General features: G+C 70.1%; 18 protein-coding genes. 12 read left to right on the forward strand and 6 right to left on the reverse strand.

Annotation, left to right across the window (positions count from 1 at the left end; all coding sequences use genetic code 11):
* Nucleotides 1-25: 25 nt before the first annotated feature.
* Entirely contained in the window at nucleotides 26-508 is a 483-nt protein-coding gene (locus tag J2S57_RS12935) for a DUF8820 family protein (RefSeq protein WP_307242066.1), read from the forward strand.
* A gap of 45 nt (nucleotides 509-553) precedes the next feature.
* On the opposite strand, the gene J2S57_RS12940 is transcribed toward J2S57_RS12935, so the two are convergent.
* The 6 genes from J2S57_RS12940 to J2S57_RS12965 form a co-directional block, all read right to left on the reverse strand.
* Nucleotides 554-3,088, reverse strand: coding sequence for a DEAD/DEAH box helicase (locus tag J2S57_RS12940; protein ID WP_307242068.1), 2,535 nt, complete (start codon nucleotides 3,086-3,088; stop codon nucleotides 554-556).
* 124 nt (nucleotides 3,089-3,212) lie between these two features.
* The gene (locus J2S57_RS12945; RefSeq protein ID WP_307242070.1) at nucleotides 3,213-5,750 is read right to left on the reverse strand and encodes an ABC transporter permease; all 2,538 of its coding nucleotides are present in this window, start codon (nucleotides 5,748-5,750) and stop codon (nucleotides 3,213-3,215) included.
* A 3-nt stretch (nucleotides 5,751-5,753) separates the two neighbouring features.
* Entirely contained in the window at nucleotides 5,754-6,539 is a 786-nt protein-coding gene (locus tag J2S57_RS12950; protein WP_307242073.1) for an ABC transporter ATP-binding protein, read from the reverse strand.
* A gap of 142 nt (nucleotides 6,540-6,681) precedes the next feature.
* Complete coding sequence (locus J2S57_RS12955) at nucleotides 6,682-7,398, reverse strand: response regulator (protein ID WP_370882635.1); 717 nt, start codon at nucleotides 7,396-7,398, stop codon at nucleotides 6,682-6,684.
* Nucleotides 7,399-7,472: 74 nt separating this feature from the next.
* Entirely contained in the window at nucleotides 7,473-8,642 is a 1,170-nt protein-coding gene (locus tag J2S57_RS12960; protein ID WP_307242077.1) for a sensor histidine kinase, read from the reverse strand.
* 127 nt (nucleotides 8,643-8,769) lie between these two features.
* Entirely contained in the window at nucleotides 8,770-9,561 is a 792-nt protein-coding gene (locus J2S57_RS12965) for a class I SAM-dependent methyltransferase (protein WP_307242080.1), read from the reverse strand.
* Between the two features lie 35 nt (nucleotides 9,562-9,596).
* On the opposite strand from J2S57_RS12965, the gene J2S57_RS12970 reads away from it, so the two are divergent.
* The 11 genes from J2S57_RS12970 (at nucleotide 9,597) to murD (ending at nucleotide 24,321) form a co-directional block, all read left to right on the forward strand.
* Complete coding sequence (locus J2S57_RS12970) at nucleotides 9,597-11,006, forward strand: DUF6716 putative glycosyltransferase (protein WP_307242083.1); 1,410 nt, start codon at nucleotides 9,597-9,599, stop codon at nucleotides 11,004-11,006.
* A 186-nt stretch (nucleotides 11,007-11,192) separates the two neighbouring features.
* The gene (locus J2S57_RS12975) at nucleotides 11,193-12,089 is read left to right on the forward strand and encodes an N-acetylneuraminate synthase family protein (RefSeq protein ID WP_307242085.1); all 897 of its coding nucleotides are present in this window, start codon (nucleotides 11,193-11,195) and stop codon (nucleotides 12,087-12,089) included.
* Nucleotides 12,090-12,116: 27 nt separating this feature from the next.
* On the forward strand, nucleotides 12,117-13,130 hold the full coding sequence (locus J2S57_RS12980) for a hypothetical protein (protein ID WP_307242087.1): 1,014 nt from the start codon (nucleotides 12,117-12,119) through the stop codon (nucleotides 13,128-13,130).
* A 133-nt stretch (nucleotides 13,131-13,263) separates the two neighbouring features.
* Nucleotides 13,264-14,472: an acylneuraminate cytidylyltransferase gene (locus J2S57_RS12985; protein WP_307242089.1), complete on the forward strand. Its 1,209-nt coding sequence runs from the start codon at nucleotides 13,264-13,266 to the stop codon at nucleotides 14,470-14,472.
* Between the two features lie 416 nt (nucleotides 14,473-14,888).
* Entirely contained in the window at nucleotides 14,889-16,625 is a 1,737-nt protein-coding gene (locus J2S57_RS12990) for an ABC transporter ATP-binding protein (protein WP_307242091.1), read from the forward strand.
* An 83-nt stretch (nucleotides 16,626-16,708) separates the two neighbouring features.
* Nucleotides 16,709-18,505, forward strand: coding sequence for an ABC transporter ATP-binding protein (locus J2S57_RS12995; RefSeq protein ID WP_370882636.1), 1,797 nt, complete (start codon nucleotides 16,709-16,711; stop codon nucleotides 18,503-18,505).
* Nucleotides 18,506-18,570: 65 nt separating this feature from the next.
* Nucleotides 18,571-19,641: an aldose epimerase family protein gene (locus J2S57_RS13000; RefSeq protein WP_307242096.1), complete on the forward strand. Its 1,071-nt coding sequence runs from the start codon at nucleotides 18,571-18,573 to the stop codon at nucleotides 19,639-19,641.
* A gap of 81 nt (nucleotides 19,642-19,722) precedes the next feature.
* Nucleotides 19,723-20,724 carry a Gfo/Idh/MocA family protein gene (locus tag J2S57_RS13005; RefSeq protein ID WP_307242098.1) on the forward strand — a complete coding sequence of 334 codons (1,002 nt, stop codon included), beginning with the start codon at nucleotides 19,723-19,725 and terminating at the stop codon, nucleotides 20,722-20,724.
* Nucleotides 20,725-20,787: 63 nt separating this feature from the next.
* On the forward strand, nucleotides 20,788-21,594 hold the full coding sequence (gene pgeF, locus J2S57_RS13010; RefSeq protein WP_307242100.1) for a peptidoglycan editing factor PgeF: 807 nt from the start codon (nucleotides 20,788-20,790) through the stop codon (nucleotides 21,592-21,594).
* A complete protein-coding gene (locus J2S57_RS13015; RefSeq protein WP_307242104.1) occupies nucleotides 21,591-22,970 on the forward strand; it encodes a MurL-like N-terminal domain-containing in 1,380 nt (459 codons plus the stop codon). The genes pgeF and J2S57_RS13015 overlap by 4 nt, the downstream gene beginning before the upstream one ends.
* The gene (murD, locus tag J2S57_RS13020; RefSeq protein WP_307242106.1) at nucleotides 22,963-24,321 is read left to right on the forward strand and encodes a UDP-N-acetylmuramoyl-L-alanine--D-glutamate ligase; all 1,359 of its coding nucleotides are present in this window, start codon (nucleotides 22,963-22,965) and stop codon (nucleotides 24,319-24,321) included. Before J2S57_RS13015 ends, murD begins: the two co-directional genes overlap by 8 nt.
* Nucleotides 24,322-24,368 lie beyond the last annotated feature (47 nt).

Raw genomic sequence — 24,368 nt, forward strand, 5'->3', positions numbered from 1 at the left:
CCCCTCCCGGAGCAAGGAGCAGGACATGCACACATACGGCTCGGCGCTCGCCCTGATCGGCGTCAGCGTTCCGGACCACCTCGAGGCCGAGGCCGGCGTGCCGGTGCTGCAGGCCCCGCAGGCCCAGGGCGATCTCCTGGTGGTTCCCGCCGGGGCTCCGGAAGACGCGGTCTGGCAGGTTCTTCCCGACGCGGGCGAGCAGGTGGTGCACGGCGAGGCCACCGGCAACACGCACTGGCTGCACCGCGGTTTCGACTCCTCCGGTGTGCGCTGGGTGCGCACCGCCACCGACCCGCTGGTGCTCGGCTACGTCGAGGTGCCCGAGGGGCAGAGCGCGCTGCTGGTGCACACCGATGAGCACGGCGCCAACGGCATCGGCCCCGGGGTGTACGCGATCCACCGCAAGCGCGAGTTCGTGCGCCCGGAGCCTCTGGTCGCCACCCACCCGCTGACGCGGGGCCTCACCCGCCGCCCGGACGCCTCCGCCTGGGATCTGGTCTGGGACTGATCCGGTGACGGCCGGGTCTCGCGAGAGGCCCGGCCGGTCCGGGAATCAGTCCAGATCGCTCAGCGGCCCCACGTCGGTGATCGTCACGACCGCCGTACCGGCCTCGTTCGACGCCGCCAGGTCGACGTCCGCGCTGATCGCCCAGTCCCGGTCGCCCTCCGGGTCGTCGAAGATCTGCCGCACCTTCCACTTCGTCGAGAGCTCTTCGATCTGAAGCATCTTCGGCCCGCGGGCGTCCGGCCCGGTGCCGACGGTGTCGTACTCGTCGAAGTAGTCCTCGATCGCGTCCTGCCACTCGTCGGCGTCCCACCCGGCCTCGGCGTCGAGCTCGCCCAGCACGGTCCAGTGGCGCTTGGCGAACAGCTCCACCCGCCGGAACATCGCGTTGCGGATGAGCACGGTGAAGGCCCGCTTGTTCGCGGTGACCGGCGGCGGGCCGGTCGGCGCCGGGGGCCGGCCGGCGGCTGCCTCCTCCTCGGTGGGGTGTCGCAGCGACTCCCACTCGTCGAGCAGGCTGGAGTCGGTCTGGCGCACGAGTTCGCCCAGCCACTCGGTGAGGTCGGTGATCTCCTCGGTGCGCACGCTCTCCGGCACGGTCTGGCGCAGCGCCTTGAACACGTCGGACAGGTAGCGCAGCAGCGTGCCCTCGGACCGGGCCAGCTGGTAGAAGTTGATGTACTCCCCGAACGTCATGGCGCGCTCGAACATGTCGCGCACCACCGACTTCGGGGCCAGCTCGTGGTCGGCGACCCAGGGGTGACCGGCCCGGTAGATCTCGAAGGCGCCGTCGAGCAGTTCCTCCAGCGGCTTGGGCCAGGTCACCTCCTCGAGCAGCTCCATGCGCTCCTCGTACTCGATGCCCTCGGCCTTCATCTCGGCCACCGCCTCGCCGCGGGCCTTGTGCTGCTGCGCCGAGAGCACCTGGCGCGGGTCGTCGACGGTCGCCTCGATCACCGAGAGCACGTCGAGCGCGTAGGTGGGAGCGTCGTGGTCGAGCACCTCGAACGCGGCCAGGGCGAACGGCGAGAGCGGCTGGTTCAGGGCGAAGTTCGCCGGGATGTCCATGGTGAGCCGCACGGTGCGCCCCAGCTCGTCGGGCTCCTCCAGCTTCTCCACCACACCCGAGGTGATCAGCGCGTCCCAGATCGCCTCGGCCTGGTCGAGGTGACGCTGGCGCGAGCCGGGGTCCTCGTCGCTCTCCTCCAGCAGCTTCTGAACCGCGGTCAGAGCGTCGGCGGGCCGGGCCAGCACGTTCAGCACCATCGAGTGGGTGACCTGGAAGCTGGAGGTCAGCGGCTCGGGCGGTGACGTGCTGAGCCGCTCGAAGGTGGGCCGGCTCCAGGAGACCGCGCCCTCCGGCGGCTTCTTGCGCACGATGCGCTTCTTCTTCTTCTCGTCGTCACCGGCCCGGGCCAGCAGCCGCTCGTTCTCCACCTCGTGGTCGGGCGCCTGGATGATCACGGTGCCCGCGGTGTCGAACCCGGCCCGGCCGGCGCGCCCGGCGATCTGCAGGAACTCGCGCACCTTGAGGTGCCGCTGGCGCACGCCGTCGTACTTGGACAGGCCGGTGAAGACCACGGTGCGGATCGGCACGTTGATGCCGACGCCGAGCGTGTCGGTGCCGCAGACCACCTTGAGCAGACCGGCCTGGGCCAGCTGCTCGACCAGCCGCCGGTAGCGGGGGAGCATGCCGGCGTGGTGCACGCCGATGCCGTGCCGCACCAGTCGCGAGAGGGTCTTGCCGAAGCCCGCGTTGAACCGGAAGTCGCCCAGTGCCTCGGCGATCTTCTCCTTCTCGGCCTTGCTGGCCATGTTGACGCTCATCAGCGCCTGGGCCCGCTCCATCGCCGCGGCCTGGGTGAAGTGCACGACGTAGACCGGTGCCTGCTTGGTCTGCAGCAGCTCGGTGAGGGTCTCGTGCAGCGGCGTGGTGGCGTAGCTGAAGAACAGCGGCACCGGTCGCTGCGCCGAGCTGACCGTGGTGGAGTTGCGGCCGGTGCGCTTGGTCAGCGCCTCCTCGAACCGCGAGACGTCGCCCAGCGTGGCCGACATCAGCAGGAACTGCGCCTTGGGCAGTTCGAGCAGCGGCACCTGCCAGGCCCAGCCCCGGTCGGGGTCGGCGTAGTAGTGGAACTCGTCCATCACGACCTGGCCGATCGCGGCCTCGGAGCCCTGCCGCAGGGCCAGGTTGGCCAGCACCTCGGCGGTGCAGCAGATGATCGGGGCGTCGGCGTTCACGGCCGCGTCGCCCGTCATCATGCCCACGTTGGCGGCGCCGAAGGTCTCGATCAGCGCGAAGAACTTCTCCGACACCAGCGCCTTGATCGGGGCGGTGTAGTAGGTGCGCTCACCCCGGGCCATCGCGGTGAAGTGGGCGCCGAGCGCGACCATGCTCTTGCCCGAGCCGGTCGGCGTGGAGAGGATGACGTTCGACCCGGAGACGATCTCGATCAGCGCCTCCTGCTGGGCCGGGTAGAGCTCGAAGCCCCGCTCGGTCGTCCACTCGGTGAACGCCTCGAAGATCGCGTCCGGGTCGGCGTCGGGGCCTGGGCTCTTGGGCAGTCGGTCCAGCAGCGTCATGATCGGCCCATCGTCTCACTCTCCCGGCCACCCAACGAATGGTGGACGCCGTGCGCGCCCGACCGGGGGCACCCCCCAGCCCGTCGGGCTGGGGGGACCACCCTGCAGTGGCGCTGCGCAACCCTCACGCGGAGGCGATCGCCGCCACCGGTGAGATGCGCGCGGCCCGCCGCGACGGGAGCACCGAGGCCAGCGCCCCGGCCACCGTGGCGACCACCAGGATCGCGAGCACCTGCATCACCGGGATCGAGATCTCGACGTTGCCCGAGTTGCCCAGGGCCGCCTTGACCGCGAGCACCCCGTAGGTCGAGCCGAGCACCACCCCGACGGCCGCGGCCACCCCGGCGATCAGCATCGCCTCCCACAGCAGCATCCAGCGCAGCTGACCGCGGGTCAGGCCCAGCGCCCGCAGCACACCCGACTCCTTGCGGCGCTCGAGCACCGACAGGGCCATCGTGTTGCCGACGCCGATGATCGCGATCACCACGGCCACCGCGAGCAGGCCCAGCACGATCAGCAGCAGGATGTCGATGAGCTGGTCGAAGCTGGCCCGCTCCTGCGCCGATCCGCTCAGCGAGCTGTCGGGGGCGACGTCGGCCGAGGCGTCGGAGATCGCGTCGAGCGTGTCGGAGCGGTCGCCGTTGCTGAGGTCGTCGGCCAGCCGGGCCCAGACCTCCTGCACGGTCTGGGTGCCGCCGAGCCGGGTCAGGTCGGTGCTCGTGACCCAGGGGCCGTTGATCGAGTCGCCGACCAGCCGGGCCTTCAGGGTGATCTCCCGGCTCCCGGCCGTGACCTTCACCGCTGAGCCGTTCTTGATCCCCCAGCCGTCCTCGTACCAGCTCGGCAGGCTGATCGTGCCGGCCGCCGGCACCCGGCCGGTGTCGTCGGCGCGCATGACCTGGCCGGCCTTGACCGGGTCGACACCCAGGACCGAGCTCTCCTCGCCGTTCAGCTTCACCGTCGTGCCCGGCACCGCCATCGAGGCGGTGACGTTCTGCACGCCGCCGACGGTGCCGGCCAACGTGGCGGGCATCCCGTCTTCCGTGCCGGCGTAGATGACGACGTCGGTGGGGTAGCTGTCGTCCAGGGCGGCGGACGCGGACGCCCGGGTGGTCGACGCGCCGACCACCATGGTGGTGGTCAGGGTGACGCCGATGATCAGGGCCGTCGCCGTGGCGGCGGTGCGCTGCGGGTTACGGGTGGCGTTCAGTGCGGCCAGCTTTCCGGGCACCTGCCCGGCCGGCCCGAGAACCCGGCCGACCAGCGCGACCGCGATCGGCACCAGCCAGCGGGCCAGCAGCAGCACCGCGACGAACGTGACCATGCCGCCCGCGGTGGCCAGCAGCAGGTTGCTCTCCCGGCCGGCGTACCAGCACACGGCCACGCCCGGGATCGCCAGCAGCAGACCGGCGATGCGGCGGAACAGGCCGCCCTTCGTGGTGATCGGGGCCATGTCCATCGGGCGCATGGCGGCCAGCGGGGCCACCTTCGTCGCCTTCCGGGCCGGGTTGAACGCGGCCACCATCGTGACGACCACCCCGACCGCCATGCCCACCAGCACCGGCATCGGGTGCACGCTCAGCCCGGCCAGCGGCACCAGCGAGTTCTCGTAGCGCGACCCGATCGCGGAAACGCCTGCGGCGAGCCCGATCCCGGCCAGCACCCCGAGTGCGGAGGCGGCCACCCCGATCACGAACGACTCCACCAGCACGCCGCGGCGCAGCTGCTTGCCGGCCGCGCCGATCGCCCGCAGCAGGGCCAGCTCACGCACCCGCTGGGCCAGCAGCACGGCGAAGGTGTTGGCGATGACCAGGGCGCAGACGAACACCGCGATCGCCGCGAAGACCAGCAGCACGGTGGTGAGTTCGGCGTTGTCGGCGGTCATCTGCTTGGTGACGGCCGCGGACTGCTCCTCACCGGTGCGCACCGTCAGCGACCCACCGTTCCTGGTCTTGCTCAACGCGTCGCCGACCTGCGTGACCAGGGCCGAGGCGTCGGTGCCGGGAGCGGCCGCGACCCGGATCCCGTCGGTGTCGATCGCCCCCCAGGTCTCGGCCTGCTCGGGCGTGGTCCAGAACTGCTGGCTGCCGAGCGAGGTGATACCGGCGGCGCGGTCGGTGATGCCGGTGACCGTGGCGGTCACGGTCTCCGGGTCGGAGTAGTCGCCGTTCTGGTCGACGGTCTGGATCTGCATCTCGATCGTCGACCCGGCCTCCAGGTCGTTGCCGGGAGCGGCCACGACCTGGTTCGGCCCGCTCGGCCAGGTGCCGGAGGCCAGCTTCTGCCAGCGCAGGTCACCGTCGGCGAGGCTCTGGACCTGGCCGTAGCGCAGGCCCTTGCTGCCCGGCAGGCGGGCGCTGATGTAGGTGCTGCGGTCGAGGGCCACCCCGGCCACACCCGGCAGCTTCTCCACCTGGCCGGCGAGCTGCGCCCAGCCGTCGCTGTCGGGGGTCTCCCCACCGGCGCTCGTCTGCCAGTCGTAGGTGACCACCACGTCCGTGTTCAGGTACTGACTCGAGAGCGCGCCGTAGACGGTCTGTTTCGAGGTGTCGTTGAGCACCAGGGTGGCCACCACGAAACCGACGGCGATGACGATCGCCAGCACGGTGGCCACGAGGCGGTGGGCCTGGGTGCGCAGCTGCGCGAGGCTCAGGGAGAGCATCGGTCAGCCTCCCAGGTGGCGCAGCGCGTCGAGCACGCTGTCGGTGGTCGGGGAGTGGATCTCACCGGCGATCTGGCCGTCGGCGAGCAGCACCACGCGGTCGGCGTACGAGGCGGCGACCGGGTCGTGCGTCACCATCACCACGGTCTGGCCGGTCTCGCGCACGCTGGCCCGCAGCATGCTCAGCACCTCGGCCCCCGCGGTGGAGTCCAGGTTGCCGGTCGGCTCGTCGGCGAAAATCACGTCGGGACGGGGCAGGAGGGCCCGGGCGATGGCCACGCGCTGCTGCTGACCGCCGGACAGCTCGGTGGGCCGGTGGGTCAGGCGCTGCGTCAGGCCGAGGCGCTCGACGATCGAGTCGTACCACTGGGCGTCGGGCGTGCGGCGCGCCAGCGTCATCGGCAGCTCGATGTTGGCCTTGGCGTTGAGCGCCGGGATCAGGTTGAAGGCCTGGAACACGAAACCGATGCGGTCGCGCCGGAGCTTGGTGAGCTTCGCGTCGTTCATGCCGGTGAGTTCGGTGTCGCCGAGCCAGATCTGGCCGGCCGAGACGGTGTCGAGACCCGCGAGCACGTGCATCAGCGTCGACTTGCCGGAACCGGAGGGGCCCATGATCGCGGTGAACGCGCCCTTGTCGAAGCTCACGTCCACCCCGCGCAGGGCACCGACCGCGGACTCGCCGCGGCCGTAGGTCTTGCGCACCCCCTGGGCGCGGACGGCGGACTCACGCACCGGCCCGCCCGGGCCGTGACCGTGCTGGACCGGTTGCGTGGGCGTTGACCAGGACATCGCTCTTCCTCCTCAGGACAGGACGTTTCGACTGAGGAAGACGCTATTGACACCGGGGGTCCGGGCACATCGCGCGGGAGGATGATCCGGCGGGTCAGACCAGGGTCTGACACCTGGACCCCCGGGGGGACCCGGGACCGATTCAGGGCCGCACGATGCCCAGCTGGTAGGCGAGCACCACGATCTGCACCCGGTCGCGGGCGGCGGTCTTGGTCAGCACCCGGCCCACGTGCGTCTTCACGGTCGCCTCGGAAACCACGAAGTGGGCGGCGATCTCGGCGTTGCTCAGGCCGTTGGCCATGAGCACGAACACCTCGTACTCGCGCGGCGTCAGCTCGGCGAGCGCCCGCGGCATCGGGTGTTCGGGGTCGCCGGGCGTGGGTGCCTGGGTGAGGGCGGTGCCGGGGTCGGGTACCGCGGGGGTCCAGTTCTGATGATGGACGCGGGGGGCGGCCGGGGCGGCCGGGCTGGCCTTGGGCTCGTCCTTCGCGAGGAGCGGGCCGATGTGGTGCAGCAGCCGGCGGGTGGAGCTGGCGCCGATCACCGCGTCCCCGGCGTGCACCGTGCGCAGGGCCTGCAGCATCTCCTCCGGCGGCGCGTCCTTGAGCAGGAAGCCGCTGGCGCCCGCGCCGATCGCCGACATCACGTACTCGTCGAGGTCGAAAGTGGTCAGTACCACCACTTTCGGCGGCCTGGGCAGGGCGACGATGCGACGTGTGGCCTCGATGCCGTCCATCCGCGGCATGCGCACGTCCATCAGCACCACGTCGACCTCGGTGCCGGAGAGCCGGGCCACGGCCTCCTCACCGTTCGCCGCCTCGACCACCACGTTCAGGTCGGCCTGGGAGTCGATCACCATCCGGAATCCGGCGCGCACCAGCTGCTGGTCGTCGACCAGGGCGATCCGGATCGGGCTCTCGGGCACGGTTTCGCTCACGGACGACGACCGTAGGGCAGATACGCCCGGACGCCGAACCCGCCTCCCTGCCGCGGCCCGGCCTCGAGCTGACCGCCGTAGAGCGTGGCGCGCTCGCGCATGCCGATCAGGCCCTGGCTGCCCGGGCCGGCCGGGGTGGCGGCGGCGCCGCGCCCGTCGTCCTCGACCCGGATCTCCAGCGCCTCGGACAGCCAGGCCAGGCGCACCCACGCGGTGGCGCCGGGCCCGGCGTGCTTCAGCACGTTGGTGAGCGACTCCTGCACGATGCGGTACGAGGCCAGGCCCGGACCGGCCGCCAGCGTGATCGGCTCGCCCAGCACCTCCAGCTCCACGGTCAGCCCGCTGCTGCGCACCTGCTCGAGAAGGTCCTGGATCGCCTCGGTGTCGGGTTGTGGGGTGAGGGCCTGGGTGTCGTCGTCGCGCAGCACCCCGAGCAGGGCGCGCATGTCGGCGAGGGCCTGCCGGCCGGTGGCCGAAATCGTCTCAAGTGCGGTGATGGCAGCTTCAGGATTGTGTTGTGCGGCATATCTTCCGCCGTCGGCCTGCGAGATCGTGACCGAGAGCGAGTGCGCAACGACGTCGTGCATCTCGCGGGCGATGCGGGCGCGCTCGGCGGTGGCGGCCAGCGCGGCCTGCTTCTCGGACTCGGACTCCAGCAGCCGGGCCCGCTCGGTGAGCCGGGACTCGTCGCGCAGCCGCAGACGGCGCATCCGGCCCAGCGCCCAGGTGCCGAAGAGCAGGGCGGTGAGGAAGCCCAGGGCCAGCCCGGCCACCGAGCCGAGCAGGTCCTGCGCGAACATCACCAGGGCGCCGCACACCCAGGCCACGGCCATACCGGCCCAGCCGGCCCAGCTCGGGGCGTAGGCGCTCAGCGAGTAGAGCGAGACCAGGGCGGCCAGGGTCCCGGGGAGCACCGCGGCGCTGTCGCCGGACAGCATGATCAGCACACCGAAGGCGGCCACGGCGGCGCCCGAGCGCAGCGGGCGGGCCCGGCGGAAGGCCAGGGCCGCGACCATGCAGGCGCTCAGCAGGAAGGTGCCGCCGCCCCCGACGCCGGTGAGGAAGAACAGGAAGAGCGCCACCAGACCGGCGGCCACCGCATCGACCTCGAGGGGATGCGTGCGCAGCCAGGTGTAGGCCGTCTCGATCCGGGTGTCGTCGCTCACCCGGCCACCGTACGGTCGCGGGTGCCCGGTGGGCGTCAGACCGGCGGCGGATCCGGCTCGTCAGACCACGGGTGGACACGGCCTGACGCGCAGGCGGGGCCCGGGTGTTCCCGGGCCCCGCCGCGGATCAGTCGGCGTCGGGCGCGTACGGCTGGTCGCGCACGGTCTTGAGCTCGGCCTCGGCGGCCTGCTGGGCGGCCAGCGCCGAGACGCCCTTGGCCGCGTTCGGGTCGTCTTTCACCCCGGCGTAGAAGACACGCCAGTTCTCGCGCCAGCCGCCGAACGCGTCGTTGGCGAGCTTGTGCTTGCCCTTGCCCACGATGCTGCGGCGGCGCTCGACCGTGTCGAACTGTGCCTGCATGATCCGCAGGTCCTTGAACAGGAAGGCCAGGGCCTCGGGGCTGAAGCGCCAGTAGTCGACCGGTGAGGGGCGGTAACGCCAGCTGAACACGGTGGAGTGGTAGGTGAAGCCGCCCGGGCGCAGCAGGCGCACGATCTCGGGGGCCGCCAGCCAGGGCTCCCGGATGTGCTCGAAGACGTCGACGCTGATGATCGCGTCGAAGCTGCCGGACTCCAGCTCGGGAATGTTCGTGATGTCGCCCTGGATCACGCCGGGCTCGGTGATCTCCAGGTCGAGCGCGGTGTACTCGAAGCCGGGGAACCAGTCCTTGTAGGGATTGGCGCGGCCGCCGATCTCCAGAATTCGCCCGCTCTTCACCCCGGATTTACCCAGCATCGTCTTGATGTGCTGGCCGATGCGCTCGGTGCGGGGAGGGAAGGCCTCGAACCCCTGCTCCAGCTTCTCCCGGGCCTGGGCCTGCTCGAGGAGCCGGGCGTCGGCCTCGGACAGCTCCGCCCCGAGGTCCGGAACAGCAGCCTGACCTCGGCGTCCGGCCAGCCGGCGCAACTGCTCGCTCACCACGTGGAGCCTCCGCTGATTAGGTGCCGTGAAGATTGCCGACCCCGGCGAAATCGTTCGTGAGTGCACCAGGGGTCGGCCAAAAACCTTACACTCCGCAGGTGCCCCATCATGTGATCGCTGTTGCGGAATCGGACTCCTTCCTGAAATGGGCCGTCAGTCTGTTCGGTCAGCTGCCCGAGGGGACGCGGACCGAGGTCGTGGTGGCCTGTTCGCCGGCCAGACCTTCGGCGTCGCAACGGATTGCGGCCCTCAGTGGCACGGCGTACGCGGGTCATGACCCTGAGGTGCTGTCGCCGGGCCAGCTGACCAAGCTGGTCGACCGGGACCGGCCCGACGCAGTGCTGCTGGCCCTCACCGGCCCGAGCGTGCACGCGTACTCGGAGGCCCTGAGCAGGTGCGAGCACCGTCCCGTGGTGGTCACCGGCATCCCCGGCATCGCGATCCCCGCCCGCCGCCGGGCCTGGGGCTACCGCGGCGCCGTCGACCTCTGGGTCGTGCACAGCCACCGCGAGGCCGAGGCCTACGACCAGGTGCGGCGCCAGATGGGCATGGAGGCGCAGATCGGCCTGGCGACCATCCCGTTCCTGAACCGCCCGGCCGACATCCTGCCCGCGCGAGAGCTCGCCGATCATGGAAACCCGGGGCCCGGAACGGCTTTCGAACACTCGGTGAACGATGCGGGCACCAGTGTCGAACCGCTGAACGCGGTGGCCAGCCCGACCCGCAACCGTGTGCTCTTCGCCACTCAGGGCAAGGTGCCGCGGGTCAAGAAAGACCGCGTCGCGATCTTGCAGAGCCTGGCCCGGCTGGCCGCGAACCGCCCCGACCTCGAGGTCGTGGTGAAGACGCGCGGTGCCATCGGCGAGTTCCACACCCACCACGAACCGCACCACTACCAGTCGCTGTGGAACGAGCTGGTCGAGGCCGGCGAGGTGCACGCCCCCGATGCCCTGACCTTCGCGGCCGGTTCGATGGCCGAACAGCTCGCGAATGCGGTGGCGTTGGTCACGGTGAGTTCCACGGCCGTACTCGAAGCGATGGCGCTGGACATTCCGGTGCTTCTCATCGACGAGTTCGGCATCTCGGAGAACCTGATCAACCAGGTGTTCGTTGGTTCCGGCGTGATGGGCGGCCTGGATCAACTCGAGCAAGGTGACTTCCGTCATCCCGAAACCTGGTGGCTGGCGGACAATTACTTCCACCCGCGCAGCGACAACTCCTGGATCGGTATGCTCGACGAGCTGATCGAGCAGGCCCACGCCGGGCAGCTCCCAGCCATTGCCGACGGCTTGAACAAGAGCCGTTCGGCGAAGCGGAGGCGGCTCGACCGCCTCCGTCTGACCCCGGTCGGAAGTGCCGTCGTGCGCGCCAGGGTCAGAACTCGTCAGCGGGTGCGAGACTCGTCACAGGCATTGACACGCATATCGTCGCAGAGTTCGTGATTGCGTCGATAGCTGGACCCCCGTTGTTCACACAGCTTGTTGACGGGATCCGTAACCTAAACTCTCGCTCTCCGGGATCGTGGCCGACGAGGGGCTGTCCGAATCCTGCCGATGTCCCACACACTTGGGATCACTCCGGGGCAATCCGCCGGAGACTAGAGGGCCCTCAGGCTTGAAGGAGCAACAATGACTGCTGGACCCAACAAGACGATCGCGCCGGTGGAGATCGGCGGCAAGCTGGTCGGCCCCGGCCAGCCGGTGTACGTCATCGCCGAGATCGGTCTGAACCACAACGGTGACGTGGCGATCGCCAAGCAGCTGATCGACATCGCCCACGAGGCCGGTTGCGACGCTGTGAAGTTCCAGAAGCGCACGCCGGAGATCTCCACGCCCAAGGACATGCGCGACGTCCAGCGTGAGACCCCGTGGGGCACCATGAGCTACCTCGACTACCGCTACCGCGTTGAGTTCGAGGAGGAGCAGTACACCGAGATCGACAACTACTGCTCGAAGCTCGGCATGCACTGGTTCGCCTCGCCGTGGGACGTGCCCTCGGTCGAGTTCCTGGCGAACAAGTTCGACGTGGTCACCTTCAAGGTCGCCTCCGCCTCGGTCACGGACATCGACCTGCTCACGGCGATGAAGAACACCGGCAAGCCGGTCATCCTCTCGACGGGTATGTCCACCCTCGAGGAGATCGACAAGGCCGTGGAGACCCTCGGCACCGAGAAGCTCGTGATGATGCACGCGACCTCGACGTACCCGATGCCGGCCCACGAGGCCAACCTGCGCACGATCAACACGCTGCGCGAGCGTTACGGTGTGCCGGTCGGTTACTCCGGCCACGAGACCGGTCTGCAGATCAGCCTCGCCGCCGTCGCCCTCGGTGCCGTCACGGTCGAGCGTCACATCACGCTCGACCGCACCATGTGGGGCTCGGACCACTCCGCCTCGCTGGAGCCGAACGGCCTGCGTCACCTGGTCCGCGACATCCGGATCATCGAAGAGGCCCTGGGTGACGGCGTGAAGCGCGTCTTCGAGGGTGAGCTCAAGCCGAAGGCGCGTCTGCGTCGCGTCGGCTGAACCCCCTGAGGCTGGGATAATCACACCGTGACCGACGTCGCCGGAACAACCGGCACCGTGCAGGCCTGGGTGGAGTCGCCCTTCCAGCTCCTCGGAGCACTGGAGGCGCACGCCGCGGGCCGGCTCGGCCGTCGGCTCGACGTCCTTCCCCGTAAGGACGTCGAGCCGCTGGTGACGGCGGTCGCGGAGGTCACCCGCCTCGGGCTCCCCGAGGGGGCAGCCGTCCGGCTCCCCTCCGGGGCACCGCGTCGCGGCGGCGACGACCTCGCCGTCGGCGACGCCTTCTCCGGGGCCGTCCACCGCCTCCTGGTGCAGGGGCCGCCCCGCCGTCTCGTCCTTCTCGACGACGGCCGTTCCACCCGCCGCGTCATGGACGCGCTGCTCGACCCCGAGATCCCCCTGGTGCGCCCGCACGTGCGGCAGACCGCTCACCGCAACGTGCTCGCCCGCATGGCCAAGGCCCGCATCCGCCGCATGATCAGCCAGGGCCGGGTGCGCGTCATCACCTCGTTGCCGCTGCCCGATCGGGTACTGCGCGAGGCCGCCGCCATCGGCCTGCCGGTCGAGCCCAACGACTTCGCCTGGCTGCGCTCGCTGCCGGGTGGTGAGTCCGGTCAGCCCGGCGTCGAGAAGACGATCGTGCTGGGCACCTCGATGGTGGCGAACCGGTTGATCAAGGCCGCGCCCTATCTGTCCTGGATCCGCGGGCTGGCCGACCGGGGCCCGGTGGTCTACCGGGCGCACCGCCGCGAGAACGCGTCGACGCTGAGCCCGCTCACCAACTACCCGGGCATCACCATGGTGCACGGCGAGGTGCCGGTCGAGATCAGCCTGCGCGGCATGACCGAGGCACACCGGGTGATGTCGCTGCCGAGCACCGCCGTCACCACGTTGCGACTGATCGCGCCCCAGGCCCGGATTCAGGAGTTCGCGGTCCCGCGCGACTGGTGGATGCCGGAGACCCCCGAAGCCGCACGTCAGCACCTGGTGCCCGACGACGAGTCGGATTTCCTTGAGATTCCACAGCATTCGTCGCACTGAGCGGCCGGGAACAACCTGCGTCGGCGGTATTCTCATGGGTAGGCCCGCCGGAGGGCCTGGCCGGTAGTGGTGTGCCTGAAAATCGCCGGACATGCTGCTAGGCCCCCATCCCAGCTAGTCCCGAGGATCCCTCGTGAGTGACGCACCACCTGCCCAGACCCGTCCCCGCGTTGTCGCTGTCATCCCCGCCCGAGGGGGGTCGCAGGGCGTCAAGCTCAAGAACCTCGAGCCGGTCGGGGGCCGCAGCCTGCTGATGCGTGCCGTCACCGCCTGCCGCAAGTCGCAGCTGATCGACGAGGTGGTCGTCAGCTCCGACCACGCCGGCATCCAGGAAGAGGCCCGCCGGGCCGGGGCCACCGTGGTCGTGCGCCCCGCCGCCATCTCCGGCAACACCGCGTCCTCGGAATCGGCCGTGCTGCACGCGATCACCGAGATCCAGGGCGACGGCGAGGCCCCCGAGGTGACGGTGCTGGTGCAGTGCACGAGCCCGTTCATGGACCCGGCGGATCTCGACGCGGCCATCGGCCGGGTGCTCTCGGGAGAGGCCGACTGCGCCTTCTCAGCGGTCGAGAGTCACGCGTTCCTCTGGAAGTACGGGCCGGACGGCCTGATCGGCATCAACCACGACCCCAGCTTCCGCCCCCGCCGGCAGGACCGCGACACCGAATTCCGTGAGACGGGCGCGTTTTACGCGATGCGCACCGACGGTCTGCGGCGTCACGGCCGGCGGTTCTTCGGCACCCTGGTCGCGCAGCGCGTCAGCGACGACCACGCGATGGAGATCGACACCCCCGACGACCTCCACATCGCCCGGCTGCGCGCGGCGGTGCTCGAGGAGCAGGAGCGCATCGACGGCCTGCCCAAGATCGACGTCGACACCCTGGTGATGGACTTCGACGGTGTGCACACCGACGACCGTCTCTACCTCACCGAAGACGGTGCCGAGAGCGTTCGCCTGAGCCGTGAGGACGGCATGGGGATCAAGCTCGCCCGGCAGGCCGGCCTGAACATGCTGATCCTCTCCACCGAGGTCAACAAGGTGGTGGCCGCCCGCGGCGCCAAGCTGCAGATCCCGGTGATCCACGGTTCGTCCGACAAGGCCCAGGCCCTCAAGGAGTGGCTGGCCGCCGAGGGGCTCGACCCCGAGCGCGTGGCCTACGTCGGCAACGACGTCAACGACCTGGGCTGCCTGCGCATGGTCGGCTGGCCGATCGCGGTGTCGAACGCGCACCAGGTCGTCAAGGACGCGTCGCGCCTCACGCTCAGCAAGAGCGGTGGTTCGGGTGCGGTGCGCGAGGTCTGCGAGCTGATCATCTCGGCGATCAACGCCCGCGAGGAGTAACGCGAGGAGCAGGCGGCCAGATGCTGGCAGCGGGTGTGGCCTTCGGGCCGCGCCCGCTGCCGTGTTTCCGGACCGGTGTGCGGCGTGCCGAGACCGGGGCTGACGGCGGACGCGCCGGTCGCCTCGGGTGGGTCGCTCACCCAGGCCGATGGCGGACGCGCCGGTCGCCACGGGTGGGTCGCTCACCCAGGCCGATGGCGGACGCGCCGGTCGCCTTCGGTGCGACGCTCACCGAAGTGGCGGGTGGGGCGGGAGCCCTGGTGACCGAGCGGTCAGGTGAGCCGGGACGCATCGGTGCCCACGTCGTCCCACCTTCATTTTACCGCCCCCGATGCCGCTCAGCGGTCGAATCTGCTTGTAGCTCTTGACATTTTAAATCTCTCGCGGCATGGTTTCGAGGGGAGTACTGTGTCTGCGTGCTCGTCAAATTACTTCGCGCACGTCTGCGCCCCTACACACCCGCCCTCGGCTGGGTCGTTCTGTTCCAGTTGGTTCAGACCGTAGCCACGCTCTATCTCCCTACGCTCAACGCCGACATCATCGACAAGGGCGTAGTCACCGGCGACACCGGCTACATCCTCGAGGTCGGTGCCTTCATGCTCGGTGTCAGCCTGATCCAGATCGTGGCGCTCGGCGCCGCCGTCTACTTCGGTGCCCACACCGCGGCCTCGCTCGGCCGTGACGTCCGGGGCGCTCTCTTCCAGCGGGTGCAGTCGTTCTCCGCCCGCGAGATCGGCCAGTTCGGCACCCCGTCGCTCATCACCCGCACCACCAACGACGTGCAGCAGGTCCAGATGCTGGTCCTGATGACGCTGACCTTCATGGTGTCGGCCCCGATCATGTGCATCGGGGGCATCGTGCTGGCGCTGCGGCTCGACGTGCCGCTGTCCGGCACGGTGGCCGTCGCGGTGCCGGTGCTCGGTGTGCTGATCGGCATGATCATCGTGCGCATGCGCCCGCTGTTCCGGCAGACGCAGGAGCGTCTCGACCGCATCAACCAGGTGCTGCGCGAGCAGATCGCCGGTATCCGGGTGATCCGCGCGTTCGTGCGCGACGACCGTGAGCGTCAGCGGTTCGAGCGGGCCAACACCGACCTGTTCGACGTCTCGCTGGCCATCGGGCGCCTGCTGGCCCTGATGTTCCCCACCGTGATGCTGGTGCTCAACCTGTCCAGCGTGGCCGTGCTCTGGTGGGGCGGTCACCGCATCGAGGCCGGTCAGCTCGAGGTCGGTGAGCTCACCGCGTTCCTCAGCTACCTGATGCAGATCCTGCTCGCGGTGATGATGGCGACCTTCATGTTCATGATGGTGCCCCGCGCCGAGGTCTCGGCCGAGCGCATCGAGGCCGTGCTCGACACCGAGACCAGCGTGGTGCCACCTTCACACCCGAAGGAGACCGGGGCTCTGCACGGCCGGCTGGAGCTGCGTGACGTGGCGTTCCACTACCCGGGCGCCGAGCGGTCGGTGGTGGAAGGGCTGAACCTGAGCGCGCTTCCGGGCCAGACCACGGCGATCATCGGCAGCACCGGCAGTGGCAAGACCACCCTCCTCAACCTGGTGCCCCGGCTGTTCGACGCGACCGCCGGCGAGGTGCTGGTCGACGGTGTGAGCGTGCGCGACCTCGACCCTCGCAGGCTGTCCGAGGCGGTGGCCCTGGTGCCGCAGAAGCCCTACCTGTTCAGCGGCACCGTGGCCACCAACCTGCGTTACGGCCGCCCCGAGGCCACCGACGACGAGCTCTGGCACGCCCTCGAGATCGCCCAGGCCAAGGACTTCGTGAGCAAGCTGCCGGAGGGGCTCGACGCCCCGATCGCCCAGGGCGGCACCAACGTCTCGGGTGGTCAGCGGCAACGGCTCTCGATCGCCCGGGCCCTGGTGCGGCGGCCCGAGATCTACCTGTTCGACGACTCGTTCTCGGCCCTCGACTACGCCACCGACGCGGCCCTGCGCGCGGCGCTGGCCGGCGAGACGCAGAACGCGACCGTGGTGATCGTGGCCCAGCGGGTCAGCACCATCCGAAACGCCGACCAGATCATCGTGCTCGACGCGGGGCGGGTGGTGGGCACCGGCAAGCACCGTGACCTGATGGCCCGCAACGAGACCTACCGCGAGATCGTGCTGTCGCAGCTGACCGAGAAGGAGGCGGTGGCGTGAGCACGGAGACCACCGAGAAGGAGAAGGCCCCGGCGCGCGGTCCGGGGCCGAGCGGCGCCCCCGCCGGAGGGCCGGGCCGGTTCATGGCCGGGGCCTCCACCGAGAAGGCCCTCGACTTCACCGGCTCCGCGAAACGCCTGATGCGGCGCCTAAAACCGCAGCGGAACCTGCTGATCGGCGCGATGGTCCTGGGCGTCGGCTCGGTCGTCTGCAGCGTGATCGGGCCCAAGCTCCTCGGCGACGCCACCGACGCGATCTTCGACGGGGTGATCGACCCGGCCGCCGGCATCGACTTCGGCCGCGTCGGCAACCTGGTCGTGCAGGTGCTGGGTGTCTACCTGGCCGCGTTCGTGCTGGCGCTGTTCCAGGGCCGACTGGTCGCCACGCTGGTGCAGCGGGCGATCTTCACGCTGCGGGAAGAGACCCAGGCCAAGCTGTCGCGCCTGCCGCTGAGCTACTTCGACCAGCAGCCCCGCGGTGAGGTGCTCAGCCGGGTCACCAACGACATCGACAACCTGCAGCAGTCGATGCAGCAGACCTTCAGCCAGCTCGTCACCAGCCTGCTCACGATCGTCGGTGTGCTGGCGATGATGTTCTGGATCTCGCCCCTGCTGGCCCTGATCGCGCTGGTCACCGTGCCGGTCTCGATCGCGGTCACCGGGCTCATCGGCAAGCGGGCGCAGCCGAACTTCGTGAAGCAGTGGGGGAGCACCGGCCGGCTGAACGGGCACATCGAGGAGATGTACACCGGGCACTCGCTGGTCACCGTGTTCGGCCGGCAGGACGAGGCGCAGCGCACCTTCGACGAGCACAACGACGCGCTGTTCCAGGCCACCTTCCGCTCGCAGTTCATCTCCGGCCTGATCCAGCCGTCGATGATGTTCATCAGCAACATCAACTACGTGCTGGTCGCGGTCGTCGGTGGCGTGCGGGTGGCCAACGGTCACCTCTCGATCGGTGAGGTCACCGCGTTCATCACCTACAGCCGGCAGTTCGGCCAGCCGCTCACGCAGGTGGCGAGCATGGCCAACCTGCTGCAGTCGTCGATCGCCTCCGCCGAGCGGATCTTCGCGCTGCTCGACGCCAGGGAGCAGGCGCCCGACGCGAGCCCGGCCGAGCACCCCGAAACGGTGCGCGGGCTGGTCGAGTTCGACGACGTCAGCTTCCGCTACGTCGAAGACCGGCCGCTCATCGAGAACCTGTCGCTGCGGGTCGAGCCGGGCCAGACCGTGGCCGTCGTCGGGCCGACCGGGGCGGGCAAGACCACCCTGGTCAACCTGCTCATGCGGTTCTACGAGCTGAGGGGCGGGCAGATCCGGCTCGACGGCGTCGACACCGCCCGGATGACCCGCGACGACCTGCGAGAGCAGTTCGGCATGGTGCTGCAGGACGCGTGGCTGTTCGGCGGCAGCATCGCCGACAACATCGCCTACGGCGCCGACGAGGTCACGCACGACGAGATCGTGGCGGCGGCGCAGGCCACGCACGTCGACACGTTCGTGCGCACGCTGCCCGACGGCTACGACACGGTGCTCGACGACGAGGGCTCCGACGTCAGCGCGGGGGAGCGGCAGCTCATCACGATCGCCCGGGCGTTCCTGGCCAGGCCGCAGATCCTGATTCTCGACGAGGCGACCAGCTCGGTGGACACCCGCACCGAGGTGCTCATCCAGCAGGCGATGGGTTCGCTGCGTCAGGGGCGCACCAGTTTCGTGATCGCGCACCGGCTCTCGACGATCCGCGACGCCGACGTCATCCTGGTGATGGAGTCGGGCAGCATCGTCGAGCAGGGCGACCACGAGACCCTGCTCGCCGCCCAGGGGGCGTACGCCCGGCTCTACGCCGCGCAGTTCGCCCAGCCGGTCGACTCGGTCGACTGAGGTGACCCGAAAATGGTGGGCGACCATGTCGTCCACCATTTTCGTGCCCTCAATAGAGTGAGCCCGTGACCTCTACTGACATCACGTACGAACGATCCGCCTTCGGCGTCACCGCGGCCGGCGAGCCGGTGGAACGCTGGACCCTTGACGACGGCACGCTGCGCGTGAGCGTGCTGACGTACGGGGGCAACATCCAGTCGCTGGAGGTGCCCTCGGGAGCGGGGACCGAGGAGCGGGTGGACGTGGTGCTCGGCTTCGACGACATCGCCGGCTACGAGGGCACGAAGGCCTTCATCAGCGCGCTGATCGGCCGCGTCGCCAACCGCCTGGCGGGCTCGCGGTTCAGCCTCGACGGCACCGAGTACGAGATCACGGCCAACGAGGGGCCGAACTCGCTGCACGGCGGCGTCGACGGCTTCAACCGCCGGGTCTGGACCGCCACCGAGATCGACGGCGGTCTGCGCCTGTCGCTGGTCAGCCCGGACGGTGACCAGGGCTACCCGGGTGAGCTGACCGTGTCGGTCGACTACCTGCTCCTGCCCGGTGGCACGTTCCGCATCCGCTACGCGGCGACCACCAGCGCGCCGACGGTGGTGAACCTGACCCAGCACGCGTACTTCAACCTGGGCGGCGTCAGCGGCAAGCCCTCGATCGACGGGCACACCCTGCGCGTCGCGTCGGGCCACTACACCCCGGTCGACCCGGCCCTGCTGCCCTCCGGCGAGGTCGCGCACGTGGTCGGCACGCCGATGGACCTGCGCACGGCCCAGCCCCTGGACTTCCTGAACCTCGACCACAACCTGGTGCTGGACTCCTCCGAAGAGACCGAAGCGGGTCATGGCCACGGGCACGGTCACGACGACGAGGGCCTGCACTTCGCCGCTCTCCTGACCCATGAACCCAGCGGCCGCACCCTGACCGTCACCACCACCGAGCCGGCCATCCAGGTCTACACCGGCAGCCAGCTCGACGGCTCCGACACCGGCAAGGGTGGCGTCGTCTACGGCGCCTCCGCGGGACTGTGCCTGGAGACGCAGAACTACCCGGACGCCCCGAACCAGCCCGACTTCCCGTCGATCGTGCTGCGCCCGGGCCAGGAGTACCGCCAGATCACCGACTGGACGTTCGGGGCCTGACGACCCGTCGGGTCGGGGCGCCGCAGACCACCGGTCGCCCCGACCCGACATCTTCCGGTGTTACCTCTAGGGTGTGCATTCATGACCGAAGTGCTTCGCTGGGGGATCATCGGCACCGGGGGAATCGCCTCGCGGTTCGCGGCCGACACGGCCAAGCTGGACGACACGGCAGTGTCCGCCGTCGGCTCGCGGTCGGCGGCGAAGGCCGCCGAGTTCGCTGCCACCTGGGGCGTTCCGGCCAGTCACGGCAGCTACCAGGACCTGGTCTCCGACCCGTCGGTGGACGCGGTCTACGTGGCCAGCCCGCACCCGTTCCACGCCGAGCACGCCCTGCTGGCGATCGCCGCGGGCAAGCACGTGCTGGTGGAGAAGCCGTTCACGATGGACGCGGTCGAGGCCCGCACCGTGGCCGACGCCGCGCGCACGGCCGGGGTCTTCTGCATGGAGGCGATGTGGACCCGCTTCCTGCCGCACATGGTGCACCTGCGTGAGCTGCTCGCCGCCGGCGCGATCGGCGACGTGCTGGCCATGGGCGCCGACCAGGGCATGCGCTTCGAGCAGAACCCCGAGCACCGGCTGTTCTCGTTCGAGCTCGGCGGCGGCGCCCTGCTCGACCTCGGCATCTACCCGTTCTCGTTCGCCTCGATGGTGCTCGGCGCCCCGCAGACCGTGCGGGCCGCCGCCACGCCCGCCTTCACCGGCGTCGACGGCACCACCTCGGCCGTGCTCACCTACGGCAACGGCGCGCACGCGGTGATCCTGTGCAGCGCCACCGTGGCCACCCCGATGAAGGCGTGGATCGCGGGCACCGAGGGCCGCATCGAGCTGGACCGCCAGTGGTACACCTCCACCACCACCCTCACGCTCACGAAGAGCGACGGCAGCACCGAGAAGTTCGAGCCGGTGCCCGGGCTGGTCGAGGGCCGGGCCAAGGGCATGCACTTCATGGTCACCGAGGCGGTGGAGCGCATCCGCGCCGGTGAGCTGGAGAGTGAGGTCATGCCGCTCGACGAGACCATCTCGATCATGGGCATCCTCGACGAGGTCCGCGACCAGATCGGTCTCGTGTACCCAGAGTCCTGAAAGGCGTGATTCGGCCCGAGTCCTAAGAAAGGATCAGGCCGACGACAGTAGAGTGGCGCAATCATGATTGCCCGAACCGCGACGGACATCCCTCTGCTGACGTGGTCGATCTTTGACGGTCACGGTGTGCGGGCGGCGGTGACCACCCGTGACGGCGGCGTGAGTGCCGGGCGCTACGCCTCGCTGAATCTCGGCCTGCACGTCGACGACGACCCGGAAGCCGTGCGGGTCAACCGCGAGCGGGCCGCCCGCGCGTTCGGCGCGGCTCCGCACGATCTGGTCTTCGCCAGGCAGGTGCACGGGCGTGAGGTGGCCACGGTCACCGAGCCCGGCCAGCAGGGCATCGAGGCCGACGCCCTGATCACCGCCGAGACCGACCCGGTGCTGGTCATCATGGTCGCCGACTGCGTGCCGCTGGTGCTGTTCGACCCGGTGCGCCGGGTGGCCGCCGCCGTGCACGCGGGCTGGCCCGGCACCGTCGCCGGGGTCACCACCGCCACCGTGCTCGAGCTCCAGAAGCAGGGCACCGACCCGAACGACCTGCTCGTCGGCATCGGCCCCTCCATCGCCCCCGACCGCTACCAGGTCGGCGACGACGTGCACGTCAAGGCGGTCGAGGCTCTCGGAGATCGAGCCGGCGACGTCATCCGTCCCGACGGCACCGGCCGCTGGCTGTTCGACCTCTGGACCGCCAACATCATTCAGCTCACCGAGGCCGGCGTGCGGCCGGACGCGATCGAGCTCGCGGGCCTGGACACCGGCCCGGGCACCCCGTTCTTCAGCCATCGCTCGCAGGGCCCGACGGGCCGGTTCGCGGCCCTGGTCCAACTGAAAGCTCCGCAGTCTCCCGAGAATCAGGATCCCCGATGAGCACACCTCCGGCGACGCCCGCCGACGAGCGCAAGGAGCCGCAGCGCGCGGCGCGTTTCACCTACGTGGGTTTCGACATCGAGCCCGCGGCGAACCGCGTCGTCTGCCGCTACCGGCTCGACGACACCGAGTTCTCCGAGGTCGTCAGCTTCCCCGGCGGCGGTGACTGGACCACTCCCGCCGTCACCGAGGCCGCGCGCATCCTGTTCCTGCTCACCGGCGTCTCGTACTACAAGGCCGGTGCCCCGCCGGTGGTCGACCTCGGTGAAACCGCGCTCACCGAGACCGAACTCGCCTTCCTGAAGAGCTTCTACCAGGACGGCCTGGGCGAGTTCGCCTACCGCAACGGGATCAGCCTCCAGGACCTGGAGTTCGAGACCGAGATCCTCGAGAGAACGCACAGCGCGCAGTACCGGCCCCGCCAGAACAGCCCCCTGGTCCCGTTCGGCGGCGGCGTCGACTCCATCGTCAGCGTCGAGCAGATCCGCCCGCACACGCAGGACGCGGCGCTCTTCGTGGTCACCCGCCCCGGTGACGAGTTCGACGCCATCGAGGAGCCGGCCAAGGTCACCGGCTGGCCGGTGGTGCGCGCCGAGCGCTCGATCGACCCGACCATCCTGCGCTCGCGGGAACTGGGCTTCCTCAACGGCCACGTGCCGGTCACCGGCATCATCTCGGCCATCACCGTGCTCGCCGCGGTGCTCGAGGGCCGCGATGCGGTGGTGCTGTCCAACGAGTGGTCGGCCTCCTCGGCCACGCTCCACGACAACGGCCGCCCGGTGAACCACCAGTTCTCCAAGAGCGAGACGTTCGAGGCCGGTTTCCGTGACGTGCTGGCCGGGGCCCTGGGCGACGGCCTGCAGTACTTCTCGCTGCTGCGCGCGCTCAGCGAGGTCTGGATCGCGGCCCGGTTCGCCGAACAGCCGCAGTACTTCGACCATTTCCGCAGCTGCAACAAGGCCTTCCTGATCGACACCACCAAGCGGTTCGACCACTGGTGCGGCGTCTGCGACAAGTGCGCCTTCATCGACCTGGTGCTGGCCCCGTTCGTGAGCAAGGAAGACCTGCAGCGCATCTTCCGGGTCGCCGGTGAGCCCCTGCAGAAGCCCGAGCTGCTCGAGACCTTCCGCCGGCTGCTGGGTTTCGTGCCCGACGCCAAGCCCTGGGAGTGCGTGGGCGACGTCAGCGAGAGCCGGGTCGCCGCGCGGGCGGCCGCGGCCCGTCCCGACCGGGCCGGCGACCAGATCCTGCAGACGCTGGCCCTGGCCGCGGGGGGTTACGGCGACCCGGCCCCCGAGGAACTGCTGAAGCCGATGAGCCGGCACTTCGTGCCCGAGCGCTATCAGCCCGAGATCCTGCGGAACGCTCATGAGTGACGCTCTGTCCTGGGACGACCTCGACGGTCACCGCATCGGCATCTACGGTCTGGGCCGCGAGGGTGAGGCCAGCCTGCGCGCCTGCCAGGCCCGCGGCATCGAGCCGCTGCTGGTCGACGACAACCCGCCGGCCGGCGGGGTCGAGGGCCGCAAGGTCCTGGCCACGGCCGAGGGCGGTTTCGACGCGCTCTCGGTCTGCGAGATCGTGATCAAGTCACCGGGTATCAGCCGCTACGCCGACCAGGTCACCGCCCTCGAAGACCAGGGCGTGCGGGTCGTCGGCGGGCTGGGCCTGTGGGTGGAGGGCGCCGACCCTGACAAGGTCGTGCTGATCACCGGCACCAAGGGCAAGAGCACCACGGCCGCGATCACCGGGCACCTGCTCAAGGGCCTGGGCTACCGCACGCTGGTCGGCGGCAACATCGGCGTCCCGCCCTTCGACCCGGCGCTCGACCCGGCCGTCGGCGGTCCGGCGCAGGACTTCTGGGTGATCGAGGTGTCGAGCTACCAGGCCACCGACATCCTCAGTGCGCCGCACGTGGTCGGCGTGACCTCGCTCAACCCCGACCACCTGCCCTGGCACCGCAACGAGCTGGAGACGTACTACCGCGACAAGCTCAGCCTGGCCGGGCGGCCGGGGGCGCGGTGGACCGTGGCGAACGGCGACAGTGCCGAGATCCGTGACCGCGCCGCTCTTCTGGGACCCCGGATCGAGTGGGTCACCGCGGTGCAGGGCGAAGAGAAATGGATCGACGAGCTCGGCCTGCTCGGCGTGCACAACCGTCGCAACGCCGCGATCGCCCGCACCATGCTGCAGAAGCTGGGCGTGAAGCAGGCCGACGACGAAGACGAGCTGGCCCGTGCCGCAGCGGGTTTCGCCGGTCTGGAGAGCCGTCTGCAGCAGGTCGGCATGATCGACCAGGTGAGTTTCGTCGACGACGGGCTGTCCACCAACGTGCTGCCGACGCTGGCCGCGGTCGAGGCCTTCGAGGGGCGCCGGGTGGCGCTCATCGTCGGTGGCCAGGACCGGGGCATCGACTACCGGCCGCTGGCCGAGGGGCTGCGTGAGCGTGAGTCCGAGGTGCTGGTGCTGACCACGCCCGACAACGGCCCGCGCATCGCGTCCGAGCTGAACCAGACCGGATGCGGTCCGCACGCCACGGTGAAGGAGACCGCCGACCTCGACGAGGCGGTGGAGGAGGGTTACGCCTGGGCCCGGCCCAACGGCGTGGTGCTGCTGTCGCCCGCCGCGCCCAGTTTCGGCCGGTTCCGCGACTACCGGCACCGCGGTGAGGCTTTCGTCGAGGCGATGAACCGGATCTCGCGCCGGGGGCCCGGCTCACCCGGTTAGGGGATCGGCCGTGCCCGCCCCGGCGTCGAGGCACCTGACAGGGCGTT

The sequence above is a fragment of the Kineosporia succinea genome, from assembly GCF_030811555.1.
Lineage (GTDB): Bacteria > Actinomycetota > Actinomycetes > Actinomycetales > Kineosporiaceae > Kineosporia > Kineosporia succinea.